Origin of the sequence: Microbacterium aurugineum, assembly GCF_023101205.1 — a bacterium.
In the GTDB taxonomy this organism is placed as follows: Bacteria; Actinomycetota; Actinomycetes; order Actinomycetales; family Microbacteriaceae; genus Microbacterium; species Microbacterium aurugineum.
Genome location: NZ_CP078078.1, coordinates 1,971,896 through 1,988,305, shown reverse-complemented (window position 1 = coordinate 1,988,305; position 16,410 = coordinate 1,971,896). Strand labels below are relative to the sequence as shown.

Genomic DNA, 16,410 nt, shown 5'->3' with positions numbered 1-16,410 from the left:
AGTATCCCCGATGTCGTTCGTGCCCGGTGGCCTCGCCTCGGCGAGCGGTCACCAGATCGCGCGGAGGACCCGCTGCGTGTCTGCGAGCGTGAGGCCCTCCGCCCGGGCGACGGCGGCGAGCGCGTGGGCGGCGTCGGCGATGCCGCCCGCGACGGGGCTGGCCGTATCGCTCACCCGCGTGCCGGAGCCGATGCGCGAGGTCGCGAGCCCGTCTTCCTCGAGCAGGCGATACGCCTTCGCCACGGTTCCGGGGGCGATCGACAGGTCCGAGGCGAGTTGACGCACGGACGGAAGGCGGTCACCGGCCAGGAGCCGACCGGTCGTGATCAACCCCCGGATCTGATCGTGGACCTGTTCTGCAGGCGACTCTCCGGTATCACGGCGGATCGTGATGATCATGACGTGCGCACCCGACTCGGTGTCCGCGCGCCCATCGGCACACCGCTGAGGGCGGTGAGCAGCCAGAGCGCGATCCCTGCCGTGGTCGAGAGGGCCCACGCCACGAACAGTGCGGGCTCCATCGCGGCGAACGGGGTGCCGAGGGAGACCATGCCGAGAGGGCCCGCCTGTGCCGACAGCATCATCGATGCGGTGCCTCGGAGCGAGCTGAACACCACGGCGAGATGGAGCAGTACGGCCCCGCACGCGATCCGGGCGATGTTGGCGGCCCGTAGGCGCCGGTTCGCGGTGTCCCGCTCGATGTCGTGGCTCCACGCCGGACGCGGGATCAGGAGCCAGCCGATCGCGGTGGTGAGGAGGAGTAGGCCGAGCAGTGCCAGTGCCGGCAGCGAGTAGTGCCAGCCGTAGATCCCGGTGGAGGCCGACGTGGTTCCCGACGTTCCCAGGTTGATCGAGAACTGCGTGTACTGCCCCCGCTCATCCGTCTCCGACGCGGCCCCGGCGGCAAGAGCGAGAATGACGGCGACGGCGGCCAGGATCCCGAGGAGGATGGGCTGTCTCGGGCGGAGGAACGTCCGGACCGTACGCGGGACGAGCTGTGCCGAGGCGTCCATCTGCGTCGACCGTGAGGGGAGGCAGAGCAGGATCACGCCGACGATACCCAGTATCAGCGGAAGTGCCGTCCGGCTCCCGAGGTCCCACCAGAGCTGCGGGCCGAAGCCGAGATCTCCGGCGAGGGGAGCGAGGAACACGATCACCGGCACTCCACCCGCGATCGCGGTGAACACCGCGTCTCTGGTCGGGAGCCGTGGGGTTCCGCGCAGGAGAGTCAGCCGGAGGGCGAGCGCGATCACTGCGCCGAGCACGCTGGGCCCCCAGATGAGAAGCAGGAACAGGATCATCGTCGCCTCCGTTAGTGTATCATCACGCTGATACATTATGTACCAGTGTGATGACACACTTCAACGCTCGTTCAGACGGCGAACTCGACCTCGGCCGCGGCGATGTCCGCGTTGACGACCTGCAGGCGCACGAGGTCTCCCGGCTTCACGTCGGCGGGAACGGGTGCTGTCGCCGTCACCGCGGGGTCGGCGATCTGCACGCTCGCGCGCTCACCGCGCAACTCGATGACCGTCGCCTCGATCGTCGTGCCGATCAACGGAACGAGCAGCGCGGCTTCGACGGTGTTGATCGTCGTCGAGTTCAGCCGCGACGCGCGCTGACCGGACTCCTGCATGAGAGCGGGGAGCTCGGGAAGCGACGCGCGGGCCCACTCCGGTACCGGAGCGCCACTCGATGCCGCAAGGCAGATGACGAGGCTCCAGCGGTCGACCAGTCGGCGCAGGGGAGCGGTCGCGTGCGCGTAGGGAGCGCCGATCGCGGCCTGCACCGTGTTTTCCGGGGGCGCTCCGTCGAAGATGACATACCCTGCGCCGCGAAAAAGCGATGCTGCGGCTTCGAGCACCGGGAGGGTGACGGGGTCGGCGCGATCCAACTGGCGCAGGTACTCCCCGTAGGTTCCCGACGTCCACGGTCGCCCGAGGGCCACCGTCTGGTGCCGGAACGTGGTGAAGGCCGCGTCGTCGGGTTCCGGCATGGTGCGGAGGACACCGATCCCGGCGTCGAGCATGACTGCCGCCGCCGCCATCCCCGTCATGAGGGACAGTTGAGCGTTCCACTCCTCGACGGGGAGAGGGCTGCGGCGTTCGATCGAATACGCGCCGTCCGCACCCTGGACGACCTCCTCATCGGGGAGGTTGAGACTCGCCCCGCCTCGTGACCGTTCCTGTTCGAGGCGCCGCGCTCCGATCTCCGGCAGCAGAGCCGCGGGTCCGTCGTCGCCACGGTCCAACGCCTGCTGCGTGGTCACGTACTCGAGTTGGGCGCGAGAGCGGATGAGTGCGCGTTCGAGGCGGAAGTCCTGCACCGAGGCCGCCTCGTCGAGGTCGAAGGTCCAGACCAGCGCAGGGCGGTCGACGTTCGCGAGCAGCGAGGCGCGATCCTCGCTCAGTGCTCGAGGATGCAGCGGGATCGATCCGTCCGCCGCGTACAGCGTCTGTCCGCGGCGTCGAGCTTCGGCGTCCACCGCTCCGCCCGGCACGACGAATCCCGGAACGTCGGCGATCGCATAGCGCACCGTGTAGCCGGTGCCCGCACGAGCCAGGTGGAACGCCTGGTCGAGGTCGCGGGAACCCGCCGGATCCAGCGTCGCGAACGGCACGTCCCGGAGGTCGAGCTCCGGGGCGGTCGCGGTGCTGGTCTCTGCTTCGGCGAGCGCCTCGGGCGGGAACTCGAGCGGCACCTCCGAAGACTCCCGGAGCGCGGCCAGGGCGGCCGCGAGCCCGCTCCGAGTGGCGGAGGAGGACACATGCGATCGGCGCTGCGGCATGGCTCCACACTATGCGGGCTCCCTCATCGATGCCGGATCCGCTGGAGCCGACCCGACCGTCCGCGGGTCGCGTTACCGTGGTTACATGACCACTGCAGCCAAGGCCCAGACTCTTGTCGGACTCTATGACGCACCGGAGATCCTCCGCGTCGTGAATGTGTGGGACGTCGTCTCCGCGAAGGCCGTCGCCGCGCTCCCGGAGACGAAGGCGCTCGCCACCGCGGGGCACGGCATCGCCGCCTCGTTCGGCTACGAGGACGGAGCCACGCCGCGAGAGGTGATGATCGACATGGTCGGGCGGATCGCCGCCGCTGTGCAGGTCCCCGTCACCGCCGACCTCGATGACGGCTACGGGGACGCGGGGGAGACCGCGCGTCTCGCCATCGCCGCCGGTGTCGTCGGTGCGAACGTCGAGGATCGGCTCAAGCCGCTCGACGAGTCCGTCGCCGCCGTCGAGGCGATCGTCAAGGCGGCAGAGGGCGAAGGAGTGCCCTTCGCCCTCAATGCGCGCACCGACGCCTTCGTCCGTGCCGGTGGGCGTTCCGTGAAGGAGAGCGTCGCCGATGCCATCCAGCGCGGTCGTGCCTACCTCGACGCCGGTGCGACGGCGGTCTTCGTCCCCGGCATCCTCGACATGAACGTCACCCGTCAGCTCGTCGAGGGCATCGGCGAGCGCAAGGTCAGCGTCATCGGTCTTCCGGGAGCGCTCGCCGCCTCGGAGTACGAGAAGCTCGGCGTCGCTCGCATCTCCTACGGTCCTCTTCCGCAGCGGGTCGCTCTCACCGCTCTGCAGGAACTCGCGGCCGACCTGTACGCCGGTGGGGTCGTCCCCGCGAACCTCCCCGCGCTCAACTGACACGAGACGAGTGACCACGGCTCACTAGACTTGCTCCGTGGTCACTCGTCTTTCGAATTTCTTCCTCCGCACGCTCCGCGAAGACCCTGCAGGCGCAGAGGTCGCCAGCCACCGGCTGCTGATACGGGCCGGGTACATCCGGCCGCAGGCCGCCGGGATCTTCGCGTGGCTGCCACTCGGTCTGCGCGTCAAGGCGAAGATCGAGTCCGTGGTGCGCGAGGAGATGGCCGCGGCCGGTGCGCAGGAAGTCCACTTCCCCGCACTGATGCCGCGTGAGGCGTATGAGGCGACCGGTCGCTGGGAGGAGTACGGCGATCTGCTCTTCCGACTCCAGGATCGCAAGGGGGGCGACTATCTCCTCGCCCCGACGCACGAGGAGGCGTTCACGCTGCTCGTGAAGGACCTGTACTCGTCGTACAAGGACCTCCCGCTCACGATCTACCAGATCCAGGACAAGTACCGTGACGAGGCGCGTCCGCGGGCCGGCCTGCTCCGTGGCCGCGAGTTCACGATGAAGGACGCCTACTCGTTCGATTCCTCCGACGAGGGTCTGGACGTCAGCTACCAGGCGCAGCGCGATGCCTACGAGCGGATCTTCCAGCGTCTCGGTCTCGAGTACGCCATCGTCCAGGCGGATGCCGGCGCGATGGGGGGCTCCCGCAGCGAGGAGTTCCTGCACCCGACGCCGGTCGGAGAGGACACGTTCGTGCGCAGCGCGGGCGGATACGCCGCCAACGTCGAGGCGTTCACGACCGCGGTGCCCGAAGCGATCGAATTCGACCCGGACGCAGAGCCGGTCATCTTCGACTCACCCGACACCCCGACCATCGAGACGCTGGTGGCGCACAGCAACCGCGAGCTCGACGGCGACTACACGGCGGCGGACACCCTCAAGAACGTGGTTCTGGCTCTCACGCATCTCGACGGGACCCGTGAGCTGGTCGTCGTGGGCATCCCCGGCGACCGCGACGTCGACGAGAAGCGTGCGGAGGTGGCGTTCGCTCCCGCTGAGGTCGAGACCGCCACGGCCGACGACTTCGAGAAGAACCCGCTGCTCGTGCGGGGCTACATCGGCCCGTGGTCACCCACCGGCGCCGTGTTGGGCGAGGAGTCCGCGACCGGCATCCGCTACCTCGTCGACCCGCGTGTGAGCGAGGGGACGACCTGGATCACCGGGGCGAACATCGACCAGAAGCACGCCCACTCCGTCGTGGCCGGACGAGACTTCGCCGCCGACGGCATCGTCGAGATCGCGAACGTGCGTGCCGGAGACCCGGCTCCCGACGGATCCGGCCCCGTCGAGCTCGCGCGCGGCATGGAGATCGGTCATGTGTTCCAGCTCGGCCGCAAGTACGCCGAGGCGCTGGGCCTGAAGGTGCTGAACGAGAACGGCAAGCTCGTCACCGTCACGATGGGCTCCTACGGAATCGGTGTGACCCGCATCCTGGCGATCATCGCCGAGCTCAACAACGACGACAAGGGGCTCATCTGGCCGGCCTCGATCGCACCGTTCGACGTGCAGGTCGTCGCAGCCGGTCGTGACCAGGTCGCGTTCGACGTCGCTGAGGGCCTCTCCGCTCAGCTCGAGACCGCCGGGTTCGACGTGCTCTACGACGACCGTCCCAAGGTGTCGCCGGGAGTGAAGTTCGGCGACGCCGAGCTCGTCGGCGTGCCGAAGATCGTGATCGTCGGACGCGGCGCGGCCGAGGGGCAGGTCGAGCTGTGGGACCGGGCGACCGGTGCCCGCGACGCCATCTCGGTCGACGAGGTCGTCGAGCGTCTCACGGCCTCGCGGTGAGACCAGGGCCGCGTCGTCAGCAGACGATGCGGCCGTGGTTCATGATGTCGTCATCCGGTGTATCGCGGGTGACGAGGGACTTGAGTGCCCCCGCGGCGAGAGCGAGTTTGCCCTTGGCGGGCTCCCAGAACTCCGTCACCTTCGGCGTCACCTTGAGCAGCGCGATTCCCGGTGTGTCGAGTCCGTCGGCGAACCAGATCTCCAGTGACGCGGAGTAGAGCTCCTCCATCTTGGCGCGGTCGTGCACGATCTCAGCTGTCCCGGCGACGGACACATAGCGCATTCCCTTGGCATCGCAGTATGCGAGCCCGACGTCGTGGTTCTGTCGAGCCTCGTCCACCTTCTCGGTGTCCTCAGCCGTGAAGAACCAGATGTCCCCGGCATCGTCCATCTGCCGGGTCGACATCGGCCGGCTGACGAGGTTGCCCTCGTCATCCGTGGTGGTCAGCATCGTGATGTCGATGTCCTGCACGAGCTCGGCGACGCGGGCGAGGGCTTCGGGTCCTGTGATCTCCGTCATGGCATCAGCGTGCCCGCTGCCGGGATGGTGGTCACGGGCATTGACACCGCCGCGGTGTCGTGCTCAGGGGATGACCGACCGTGTCGGTCCGGTGCCCGGCGTTGCGGCCCCCACTCCTCGCGCCGCATGACACGCTGGGGGCATGAACGACGAACCTCTGCCGGAAGCGCTCAGTGCCGAGATCAACACCGTCCTCGACGACGCGGGCGTGCACGCCGATCGACGATTGGTGATGCGGATGCTGCGGACCGCGATCCTGCTGGGTGAGGACGGTGCCGACCGACTCGACCTGAAGATCGCCTCCGCGGCACTGGCGGAGATGCGCGACGCCTTCCGACTGTTCGCCCCGTTCCGCGGCGTGCCCAAGGTCACCGTCTTCGGTTCGGCGCGCACCAGGCAGGATGATCCGCTGTACCTGACCGCCCGCGATGTCGCCGCGGCACTGGCCGGTGATGGATGGATGGTCGTCACCGGCGCCGGTCCCGGGATCATGCAGGCGGCGTCCGAAGGGGCGGGGCCCGCGCTCTCGCTCGGTGTGTCGATCCGACTGCCCTTCGAGGAGAAGCCGAACGGCTTCGTCGCCGGTCAGGATCACGTGGTCGCGATGAAGTACTTCTTCACGCGCAAGCTGATGCTCATCAAGGAGTCGCTGGGGTTCATCTGCCTTCCCGGTGGTTTCGGCACACTCGACGAGATGTTCGAGCTGCTCACCCTCCAGCAGACCGGTAAGGCGGAGCCCACGCCCATCGTGCTCCTCGATCAGCCGGGCGGGACGTTCTGGCAGGGGCTGCGCAGCTTCATCGACGACCACCTCGCTCCTACCGGCGTCATCTCGGAGGGGGACTTCGACCGTGTCGTGATCACCGACTCCGTGGAGGAGGCGCGCGCGGAGATCACCGGCTTCTGGCACAACTACGACTCGCTGCGGTGGGTCGGCGACGCGCTGATCCTGCGCCTGCGGGAAGAGCCGACGGATGCCGAGGTCGAAGCGCTCAACGAGCAGTTCGCCACGATGCTGGCTTCGGGTCGCATCGAGAGGACGAATCCACGGCAGCCCGAGGTCGCCGACGACGACCGACTCGAACTGCCGCGACTGGCGCTCCACTTGGATCAACGCCAGGTCGGAAACCTCTTCCGCTTGATCGGGGCGATCAACGCCCTTCCTTCTGCTCCCGCGCGGTGATGCCGGCGGCGAACTCGCCGAGGTCGACGGTGTGGCCGAGGATCCGTTCCGCCGCTCGGTGCCCGGAGTAGAAGGCGGCGCCGACCGTCGCGGGTTCGTCGCCCCAGGTGGCTTCGCCCGCGAAATGCAGCACGTCGTCCACCGGACCGGCCAGGGCATCGTGGTCGTGATGCGTCGATCCCACCGCCAGGTGCGAGTAGGAGCCGTTCGAGAACGCATCAGGCCCCCAGTGCGTGATCCAGTGGGCGCGGGGTTCGCCGACCGCGTCGCCGTACAGGCTGCGGAGGGCGCGCAGGACGTCAGCGACCACCTCCTCGTCCGGCAGCTCCTGCATGTGCCGCCCGAAGGGGCCGGCCGCGAAGGTCAGCAGCGTGGGCAGTCCGCTGACGGCGGAGACGTCGTACCAGGAGTGCCAGTGCTCCCCGGCCTCGCCCAGAGCACGGATGACGTAGCTCTCGTCGTTCCAGAAACGTGCGGGGAACTGCAGGAAGATCTTGTTGAAGACCCCCATGCCGAGCCGGTCGATCGGGCCTGCGACCGCGTCCGGCAGCGCCGGGTCGAACTCGATCGTTCCCGTCTTCAGCACGCCGAGTGGCACGGTCACGATCACGCGGTCAGCGGTGTACTCCGTGTCGCCTGCTTGCACGACCACGCCGGCCGTCGAGCGGGTCACGCGTGAGACCGGCGTATCGGTGCGGACATCGAGCCCGGCACCGATGCGCCGGGGGAGTTCGTCGTACCCGCGCGGGAAGATCACCTCGTCGCCCTCGATGGCATCTTCGTCGAGGCCGTGCGCATCCAGGTCGCCGATCCAGGCGCCGCATTGCTCCTCCACCCGGTGACGGAAGAACTCACGGATCTCGTCGATGCGCTCGGGCGAGAACCCGGAACGATCGAGGGCCCGCTCGGTGACGTCGAGGTAGGTGTCACCCGAGGAGGATGCCGCGATCTCCTCGACGAGCAGGCGATCGGCCTCATCGACATCCGCGATCCACTGGGCGGTCGCGGTTTCACCCATCGCTCGCCCCTTGCCGTCGAAGTTCTCCATCGGTCGCCCGCCGACCTGGAAGCTGCCCACCGTGTACTCGATGGTCGGGACACCGAGGGCCTGGACGAGGTCCCACAGGGGAGAGCCGTCGATCCCGTGGATCCATGACGCGCCGAGGTCGACGGGGAACCCCGCGCTCCGATCGGTGTGCATCCGTCCGCCGATGCGGTCCCGTGCTTCGAGGACGACGACGCGCTGGCCGGCGTCTGCGAGCATGCGGGCGCTCGTCAGCCCCGACATGCCTGCACCGATGACGATGGTGTCGAATGCGCTCACGTGGTCCTCCTCGGGCCGGTCCGCGGCCGCCTCCGCTGCCGCCGTGGCAGGGGCCGGTCGGCACAGGGTATCGTGGTACGGATGTCGCGCGTGCGAACAGGCGCGACGAGAGCTGAATAGAGAGGCCGTCATGGACATCGAACTGAGTCTTCTGCGAGGGATCGAGAAGGAGAAGGCGATCCCGTTCGACGAACTCGTCGCGATCATCGAGCAGGCGATCCTGACCGCATACTCCAAGCACGTGTCCGAGGACGGTGTGACCCCCGAGGGCGTCCGCGTCGACCTGGACCGCAAGACCGGGCACGTCGCCGTCCTCCAGGTCGTCCGGGATGAGGAAGGCGCCGTCATCGGCGAGGAAGACGCCACCCCCGACGACTTCGGACGCATCGCGGCCTTCGCGGCGAAGCAGGTCATCAGCCAGCGTCTGCGGGACATCGCCGACGACGTGGTGCTCGGTGACTTCAAGGACAAGGAAGGCGACATCGTCGCCGGCGTGGTGCAGCAGGGTCCGAATCCGCGCATGATCCACATCGATCTCGGCGCCGTCGAAGCCATCCTGCCCCCCGAGGAGCAGGTGCCGGGCGAGGAGTACACGCACGGGTCGCGCCTGCGTGTGTACGTGACGAGCGTCGCCAAGGGGCTCAAGGGCCCGCAGATCACGGTCTCGCGCACGCATCCGGGACTCGTGCGCAAGCTCTTCGCCCTCGAGGTTCCGGAGATCGCAGCCGGTCTCGTCGAGATCGTGGCTCTGGCCCGTGAAGCCGGACACCGCACCAAGATCGCGGTGAAGGCGAATGATCCGTCGATCAACGCCAAGGGTGCGTGCATCGGCGAACTCGGACGGCGCGTACGCGCGGTCACGGAGGAGCTCGCGGGGGAGAAGATCGACATCGTCGACTACGACGCCGACCTTCCGGTCTTCGTCGCCCATGCGCTCTCGCCGGCGAAGGTCACGAGCTCGTTCGTGCTCGACGCGGGAACCAAGGCCGTCCGTGCGCTGGTCCCCGACTATCAGCTGTCGCTCGCGATCGGCAAGGAGGGTCAGAACGCGCGTCTGGCCGCCAAGCTCACGGGTGCGAAGATCGACATCCAGCCGGACAGCATCCTCGACTGAACGGCTCCGGACTCCCGGCTCGCCCCGCGTACGGGCAGGGCGGGGCGAAACGCAGGTGTAAGATGGAACCCGTACGAACGTGCGTCGGTTGTCGCACGCGTGCTCCCCGCTCCGCCCTCCTCAGGGTGGTGTCCCAGAACGACACCCTCATCGTCGATGAGAGTGCTGTCCTGCCGGGGCGAGGCGCGTGGGTCCATCAGACACGCGAATGCATGGATGCCGCTCTGCGGCGCCGCGCATTCGGACGAGCACTGCGCGTGACCACTCAGCTGGACACGCGGAACTTCGAACAGCATCCACCAAGAAACAAAGGCTGAACAGCTATGGAAACAAAGTGAACGGCTCGAAATGAGACCCGTCCGCGACTAGTGGTCTGCCCTGTCTGGGTGGACCGACTCAGACAGGAGAATTGTGGCTGGTAAACCACGCGTACATGAGATCGCCGCCGAACTCGGCGTCGACAGCAAGGTCGCACTTGCAAAGCTCAAGGAACTCGGCGAGTTCGTGAAGAGCCCGTCTTCGACCATCGAACCGCCGGTGGCGCGCAAGCTGCGTGCGGCGATCGAGGCCGACGGTTCGCTCAAGGCAGCGGCTGACGCCGCTCCCGCCGCGAAGCCCGCTGCGGCGAAGCCCGCCGTCAAGCCCGGTGCCAAGCCGGCACCGACCCCGGGGCCCAAGCCCGGTCCCAAGCCTGCCCCGGAGGCCCCGGCCCCCGCGGCTCCCGCGCCCTCCGCTCCGGCGCCTGCCCCCGCGGCAGAGGCTCCGGCTGCAGCGACTCCCGAGGCGGCGAAGCCTGCTGAGGGCGGCGCACCGACTCCCGGGGCTCCGCGTCCCGGCAACAACCCGTTCTCCTCTGCGCAGGGGATGGGTCAGCGCCCCGCCGGACCCCGTCCGGGCAACAACCCCTTCGCATCCGCTCAGGGCATGGGCCAGCGCCCGACCCCGGGCAACATCCCGCGTCCGCAGGCTCCGCGTCCCGGCGCACCCCGTCCGGGTGCCCCGCGTCCCGGTTCGCCGCGTCCCGGCGCTCCTCGTGGCGGTCAGGGTGGTCGTCCGGGTGCTCCGTTCCAGCAGCGCTCCGGCGGTCCCGGTCGTCCCGGCGGCGGCGGACCCGGCGGTGCCGGTGGTCCCGGCGCGCGTCCCGGCGGCGGTTTCGCTGGTCGTCCCGGTGGGGGCGGCGGCCGAGGCCGTGGTCCCGGTGGCGGCACCGCAGGTGCCTTCGGCAAGGGTGGCGGAAAGAGCAAGCAGCGCAAGTCGCGGCGGGCGAAGCGGCAAGAGTTCGAGATGCGGAGTGCTCCGGTCGTCGGTGGCGTCAACGTCACCCGCGGCAACGGAGAGACCATCCGCATGCGCCGCGGCGCGTCGATCGCGGACTTCGCCGACAAGATCGAGACGCTGACCGGTTACACGGTTCAGCCGGGAACCCTCGTCACCATCCTCTTCAACCTCGGCGAGATGGCCACGGCCACCGAGTCCCTGGATGAGGCGACCTTCGAGGTCCTGGGGGCCGAGCTCGGCTACAAGATCCAGATGGTCTCGCCCGAGGACGAGGACAAGGAGCTCCTCGAGGGCTTCGGTCTCGACCTCGAGGCCGAGCTGGAGGCGGAGAGCGAGGACGACCTCGAGATCCGTCCGCCGGTGGTCACCGTCATGGGTCACGTCGACCACGGTAAGACGCGACTGCTCGACGCGATCCGTCAGACCAACGTCATCGAGGGTGAAGCCGGTGGCATCACCCAGCACATCGGTGCCTACCAGGTCTGGACCGAGCACGAGAACATCGAGCGCGCCATCACGTTCATCGACACCCCGGGTCACGAGGCGTTCACCGCCATGCGTGCCCGTGGTGCGCAGGTCACCGACCTCGCGATCCTCGTGGTCGCAGCCGACGACGGCATCATGCCGCAGACGGTCGAGGCGCTGAACCACGCGCAGGCGGCGAACGTGCCGATCGTGGTCGCGGTGAACAAGGTCGACAAGCCCGACGCCAACCCCTCCAAGGTGCGTCAGCAGCTGACCGAGTACGGCCTGGTCGCCGAGGAGTTCGGTGGAGATGTCATGTTCGTCGACGTGTCCGCACGTGCCGGTACCGGCATCCAGGAACTCCTGGACGCCGTGCTGCTCACCGCAGACGCCGGTCTCGACCTGACCGCCAACCCGAACAAGGCCGCTCGTGGTGTCGCCATCGAGGCGAAGCTCGACAAGGGCCGCGGTTCGGTCGCCACGGTGCTCATCCAGTCCGGAACGCTCCGGGTCGGCGACGCGATCGTCGCAGGTACGGCGTACGGCCGTGTGCGTGCCATGGCGGACGAGAACGGCGAGCAGGTCCTCGAGGCCTACCCGTCGCGTCCGGTGCAGGTGCAGGGTCTGAACTCCGTGCCGCGTGCCGGTGACGTCTTCATCGTGACCGAGGAAGACCGCATGGCTCGCCAGATCGCTGAGAAGCGTGAAGCGGTCGAGCGCAACGCCCAGCTGGCCAAGGCCCGCAAGCGCATCTCGCTCGAAGACTTCACCCGTGCTCTCGAAGAGGGCAAGGTCGAGTCGCTCAACCTCATCATCAAGGGTGACGTCTCCGGTGCCGTCGAAGCGCTCGAGGAGTCGTTGCTCAAGATCGAGGTCGACGACTCGGTGCAGCTGCGCATCATCCACCGCGGTGTCGGTGCGATCACCGAGTCCGACGTGAACCTGGCGACGATCGACAACGCGATCATCGTGGGCTTCAACGTCCGCCCCGACACGAAGGCGCGCGAGCGTGCCTCCCGTGAGGGCGTGGACATCCGCTTCTACTCCGTCATCTACAACGCGATCGACGAGATCGAGAGCTCGCTCAAGGGCATGCTCAAGCCGGAGTTCGAAGAGGTCCAGTCGGGTGTGGCCGAGATCCGCGAGGTGTTCCGCTCCTCGAAGTTCGGCAACATCGCCGGTGTCATCGTGCGATCGGGAACGATCACCCGCAACGCCAAGGCTCGCGTCATCCGCGACGGCGTCGTGGTCGCGGATGGCCTCGCCATCGAGTCGCTGCGCCGGTTCAAGGACGACGTCACCGAAGTCCGTACGGATTACGAGGCCGGTATCGGCCTCGGCAAGTACAACGACATCCAGATCGGTGATGAGATCGAGACGACCGAGCTCGTCGAGAAGCCTCGCGGCTGATCGATTCGAACAACCTCTCGGGCGTCCGTCGCACCGCTCCCCTCGGGGCGCGGAGCGGGGGACGCCCTGAGGTTTCCGTACAGGGAGAGAACAATGGCAGGCGAACGACAGGCTCGGCTCGCGGATCGCATCCGCGTGATCCTCGCTGAACGACTGGAGAAGGGGCTGCGTGACCCGCGCCTCGGCTTCGTCACGATCACCGACGTCCGCGTGAGCGGAGACCTTCAGCACGCGTCGGTGTTCTACACGGTGCTCGGCACGGAGGAAGAGCGCATCTCCAGCGGTGCCGCGCTCACCTCGGCCACCGGAATGCTGCGCAGCGAGGTCGGGCGGCAGCTCAGCACCAGGCTCGTGCCGACGCTCGAGTTCATCCCCGACGCGCTTCCGGAGAACGCGGATCACATCGGTGCGCTGCTCCGCGAAGCCCAGCAGCGGGATGCGGACGTCGCGAAGCTCGCGTCCTCGGCATCGCATGCCGGCGACGCCGACCCGTACCGCACGGACGACGACGCGGAGTGATCGCCGTTTGATACGCTCAGCTTCGCGGGACCAGATCCCGCGAAGCTGGGGGGCGGCATCGTGGGTCGGAGCATGGCGCGGGGGCGATTCGTCGCGCCCGCGGTGGTGGGAATCATCCTCGAGGAGCTTCTCGAACGGGATATCGCATGCGCACCGCATGTGCTCGCCGGTCTCGCCGTCGATCTCGACGCGCATGCCCCCACGGTCCGCGAAGTCGTCGAGAGTCTGACGCCCGAGCAAAGACACGGACACCGTCCGTTGCCGTCACCGCTCCCGTTGGTCCCGTCGATCGCCCGCAGGTTCGACACCGTGGAACTCGAATCGCGTGACCGGCAGTTGCTCCTCGCACTCTCGGTGTCGCTGGAGGATGACCTCGAACCTCTGCTCGCGTTCGACGGGAGAACCGCATCAGAGGTTGCGGCCGCTCCGGTGGGCGACCGCCTCCGCGTGCATGCCGGTCGTGTTCGTTTCGTCGACGCCCGCCTGTCGATCTGGATCAGAGCCACCTCCTCGGCCGCGACCACGGCGGTCGTCCACGAGCGGTTGAGCACTGTCTTCCGCGCGCGCGGCGACCAGGTGCGCGCGAACTGGCATCATGCGCGGGCGTCCCTGGAAGGCGACCCTGCGGCTGCTCCCGAGCTCATCGACATCGCCGGGCAACTCAGTGACGCGGGCCATCCCGAGCGCGCATTGCTGCTCGCGCGCGAGGCTTCGGACCACGCCACCGCAAGCGATCGAGACGACGCGCGTCTGGTCGCAGGCACGTCGGCGCTCGCAGCCGGCTTCGTATCCGAGGCCTCGGCATGGTTGAACGCGCTGTACTCCGAGACTTCCGACCCCCGGCGTTCGCGAGGCCTCGGCGCACTCCTCGTCGCCCAGACGCTCGCGCAGGGGGCGGTGCCCGAGATCGATCCGAGTTCGCTGCGTCCGGAGACGGATGACCCGGAGGACTGGCGACATTGGACGCGCGCGAGCGCACTCGTGGCAGTGATGTGCGCTGAGCGAGGTGACCGGCGGGGGATGCGGGTGTGGCTCGATGCGCTCCGCGAGGGGGCAGCTCGCACCGGTGCGGAGCGCGAACTGCGGGATCCGGCGATCGCCCTCAGCTGGCTCATCGCCGGAGACCGTGACGTCGATGAGGTCGCGGGGTCCGGTCCGGTGAGCGGGGGGATGCTGAGTGCCCTGCGCGCAGCGTTGCACGGTGACATCGATCGAGCGCGACGTCTCCTCGCCAAAGACGACTCGGCGATCGGCTCCGCGCCGGACCCTCTGGTTCCCGGCTACGAGTACAGCCCGATCATCCAGGCGTACCGCCGGGTCGTCGACGTCCTGCTGCTCGCGTGGCGAGGCGACATCGGCCTCGCGCGGGAACGACTGATCCAGGCCGCGCTCGTGCTGCCGGTCGCCTTACCGTTCGCGGGATTGGGCGTTGTCCTCGCGCGCCGTCTCGATCTCGCCGTGCTCGGCGAACTCGGTCCGTTCTCGCTTTCACTCACGGCAGCCCTGCCGAACGGGGCACGGATCGATGTGCTCGTCGATCGGGGCATCCAGTCGCTTCTCGCCGGCGCTTTCCACGATGCCGCCGCCACGCTTCGACTCTGGGCCGAGCTCGGGTCACCGCGGACCGCGATGTCGGTGCCGGCGATCGACGAACTCGCTCTCACGGTGGAGGCACGCCCGATGACGGTCGGCTCGATCGAGCCGCCGGAGATCGCGCTCGCGCAGCGGCTGCGCGTGCGCATCGCGACGGCCGGGGACGCTCGGTGGCGTTCGGAGCGTGATGCCGTGACGGAGGCCGCACGCACGCTCGCCTCTCCGTTCACGCGAGCCAGAGTGGAGACCATGCTCGGAACCCAGCACGCGATCCACGATGATCATGCGGCGGCCAGGGTGCACCTCCACCGTGCCGAGCGTCTTTTCGAGGTCTCGGGAGCGACCGCGTGGGCGCGGTCCATCCGCGACCGCATCGACCGGCTCGACGCCAGGGAGGGGAGCATCGTTCCGGCGGCCGATCCGCTCTCCGCGTGTCGCGCCGCATGGTCGCTTGCGCTCACCGCACGGGAGCTCGAGGTGGCGATGCTCGCCGTCGGTGGATCCCCGAACAGGGACATCGCCGAGATGCTGAACGTGTCGGTCCGCACGGTCGAAGTGCACCTCGGGTGGATCTTCACGAAGTTCGGCGTCCGCAGCCGCGTCGAGCTCACGGTGCTCGCACACCGCACCGATCATCACCTCTGAAGCGTCGTCACCGAGGCAGCGAGAGGGCTTCGCCGTCGGCCTCGGCGAGCCCGTCGGCGATGAGCGAGTCGATCGCGCGATCGCGCTGAGGCGAGTCCGGCCAGTCGGGCAGGACGGCGACCAGCGGCACCGGGTCGGGGGCCGCCTGCCGCAGAAGGCGCAGCACGAGGCCGCGGGCCTGACGGTCCGATCCCTCGTACGATGCCTGGCGTCGTCGGTCATCCCCGGTGTCGGGGCGGCCCGCGACGAGCCAGGCGCAGGACGCGGAGAGAGGACACTGCTCGCAGCGCGGAGCTCGAGCGGTGCAGACCGTGGCGCCCAGTTCCATCGCCGCGGCGTTGAAGACCACGGACTCGGGCACCGAAGCCGGGAGCAGGGATTCCATCAGTGCGAGGTCACGACGAGACGGCGGCGCGGGGTGGGCGCGGCCGTCGATCGCCCTCGCCAGAACGCGACGCGTGTTCGTATCGACCACCGGGTGCCGGTCTCCGTAGGAGAACACGGCGACCGCTCGGGCGGTGTAGTCGCCGATGCCGGAGAGCGCGAGGAGCGCGTCGACATCGCGGGGAACGATGCCGTCGTGCCGCTCCGTGATCTCCACCGCGGCACGGTGCAGCCAGAGCGCCCGTCGCGGATAGCCCAGGTTCGCCCACTGTTGCACGACGTCCGCCGTGGATGCCGCGGCCATCGCCTCCGGGGTCGGCCACCGCGCCAGCCACGCCTCCAGGTGGGGGATGACCCGCGAGACGGGGGTCTGCTGCAGCATGAACTCGCTCACGAGGACGCCCCAGGCGCCGAACTCGTCATGAAACGCGGCCCGGCGCCACGGCAGGTCACGCGCTGCGTCCCGATACCAGTCCGACAGGCGCGACACGATGTCGGGCAGGGCCTGCGATCCGGGCATCCCCTCAGCCTAC

General features: G+C 68.6%; 14 protein-coding genes. 8 read left to right on the top strand and 6 right to left on the bottom strand.

Annotated features, from left to right (window positions below; all coding sequences use genetic code 11):
• Positions 1-48 precede the first annotated feature (48 nt).
• The 3 genes from KV397_RS09665 to KV397_RS09655 form a co-directional block, all read right to left on the bottom strand.
• Positions 49-399 carry a GntR family transcriptional regulator gene (locus tag KV397_RS09665; RefSeq protein ID WP_047522581.1) on the bottom strand — a complete coding sequence of 117 codons (351 nt, stop codon included), beginning with the start codon at positions 397-399 and terminating at the stop codon, positions 49-51.
• Positions 396-1,301 (bottom strand): hypothetical protein, encoded by a 906-nt coding sequence (locus KV397_RS09660; RefSeq protein ID WP_261811170.1) that lies wholly within the window; start codon positions 1,299-1,301, stop codon positions 396-398. Before KV397_RS09660 ends, KV397_RS09665 begins: the two co-directional genes overlap by 4 nt.
• 71 nt (positions 1,302-1,372) lie before the next feature.
• A complete protein-coding gene (locus KV397_RS09655; protein WP_261811169.1) occupies positions 1,373-2,788 on the bottom strand; it encodes an RNB domain-containing ribonuclease in 1,416 nt (471 codons plus the stop codon).
• Between the two features lie 85 nt (positions 2,789-2,873).
• Here KV397_RS09655 and KV397_RS09650 point away from each other — a divergent pair, with 85 nt between their 5' ends.
• Both KV397_RS09650 and KV397_RS09645 read left to right on the top strand, forming a co-directional pair.
• Complete coding sequence (locus tag KV397_RS09650; protein WP_047522617.1) at positions 2,874-3,644, top strand: isocitrate lyase/PEP mutase family protein; 771 nt, start codon at positions 2,874-2,876, stop codon at positions 3,642-3,644.
• 37 nt (positions 3,645-3,681) lie between these two features.
• Entirely contained in the window at positions 3,682-5,442 is a 1,761-nt protein-coding gene (locus KV397_RS09645) for a proline--tRNA ligase (RefSeq protein WP_131492121.1), read from the top strand.
• A gap of 16 nt (positions 5,443-5,458) precedes the next feature.
• On the opposite strand, the gene KV397_RS09640 is transcribed toward KV397_RS09645, so the two are convergent.
• Positions 5,459-5,962 carry a pyridoxamine 5'-phosphate oxidase family protein gene (locus tag KV397_RS09640; RefSeq protein ID WP_131492120.1) on the bottom strand — a complete coding sequence of 168 codons (504 nt, stop codon included), beginning with the start codon at positions 5,960-5,962 and terminating at the stop codon, positions 5,459-5,461.
• A 142-nt stretch (positions 5,963-6,104) separates the two neighbouring features.
• On the opposite strand from KV397_RS09640, the gene KV397_RS09635 reads away from it, so the two are divergent.
• Complete coding sequence (locus KV397_RS09635) at positions 6,105-7,145, top strand: LOG family protein (RefSeq protein WP_134353555.1); 1,041 nt, start codon at positions 6,105-6,107, stop codon at positions 7,143-7,145.
• Here KV397_RS09635 and KV397_RS09630 read toward each other — a convergent pair.
• Positions 7,114-8,469, bottom strand: a complete 1,356-nt coding sequence (locus KV397_RS09630) for a flavin monoamine oxidase family protein (protein ID WP_261811168.1) — start codon at positions 8,467-8,469, stop codon at positions 7,114-7,116. The genes KV397_RS09635 and KV397_RS09630 overlap by 32 nt on opposite strands.
• 130 nt (positions 8,470-8,599) lie before the next feature.
• On the opposite strand from KV397_RS09630, the gene nusA reads away from it, so the two are divergent.
• The 5 genes from nusA (at position 8,600) to KV397_RS09605 (ending at position 15,493) form a co-directional block, all read left to right on the top strand.
• Positions 8,600-9,583 carry a transcription termination factor NusA gene (gene nusA, locus KV397_RS09625; RefSeq protein ID WP_047522603.1) on the top strand — a complete coding sequence of 328 codons (984 nt, stop codon included), beginning with the start codon at positions 8,600-8,602 and terminating at the stop codon, positions 9,581-9,583.
• A 62-nt stretch (positions 9,584-9,645) separates the two neighbouring features.
• On the top strand, positions 9,646-9,900 hold the full coding sequence (locus tag KV397_RS09620) for a YlxR family protein (RefSeq protein ID WP_261811167.1): 255 nt from the start codon (positions 9,646-9,648) through the stop codon (positions 9,898-9,900).
• Positions 9,901-9,994: 94 nt separating this feature from the next.
• Positions 9,995-12,736 carry a translation initiation factor IF-2 gene (infB, locus tag KV397_RS09615; RefSeq protein WP_261811166.1) on the top strand — a complete coding sequence of 914 codons (2,742 nt, stop codon included), beginning with the start codon at positions 9,995-9,997 and terminating at the stop codon, positions 12,734-12,736.
• Between the two features lie 93 nt (positions 12,737-12,829).
• Positions 12,830-13,255 (top strand): 30S ribosome-binding factor RbfA, encoded by a 426-nt coding sequence (gene rbfA / locus KV397_RS09610; RefSeq protein ID WP_021199404.1) that lies wholly within the window; start codon positions 12,830-12,832, stop codon positions 13,253-13,255.
• A gap of 72 nt (positions 13,256-13,327) precedes the next feature.
• The gene (locus tag KV397_RS09605; protein WP_261811165.1) at positions 13,328-15,493 is read left to right on the top strand and encodes a helix-turn-helix domain-containing protein; all 2,166 of its coding nucleotides are present in this window, start codon (positions 13,328-13,330) and stop codon (positions 15,491-15,493) included.
• Between the two features lie 7 nt (positions 15,494-15,500).
• Here KV397_RS09605 and KV397_RS09600 read toward each other — a convergent pair whose 3' ends face one another.
• The gene (locus KV397_RS09600; RefSeq protein WP_261812666.1) at positions 15,501-16,379 is read right to left on the bottom strand and encodes an HhH-GPD family protein; all 879 of its coding nucleotides are present in this window, start codon (positions 16,377-16,379) and stop codon (positions 15,501-15,503) included.
• Between the last annotated feature and the right edge of the window lie 31 nt (positions 16,380-16,410).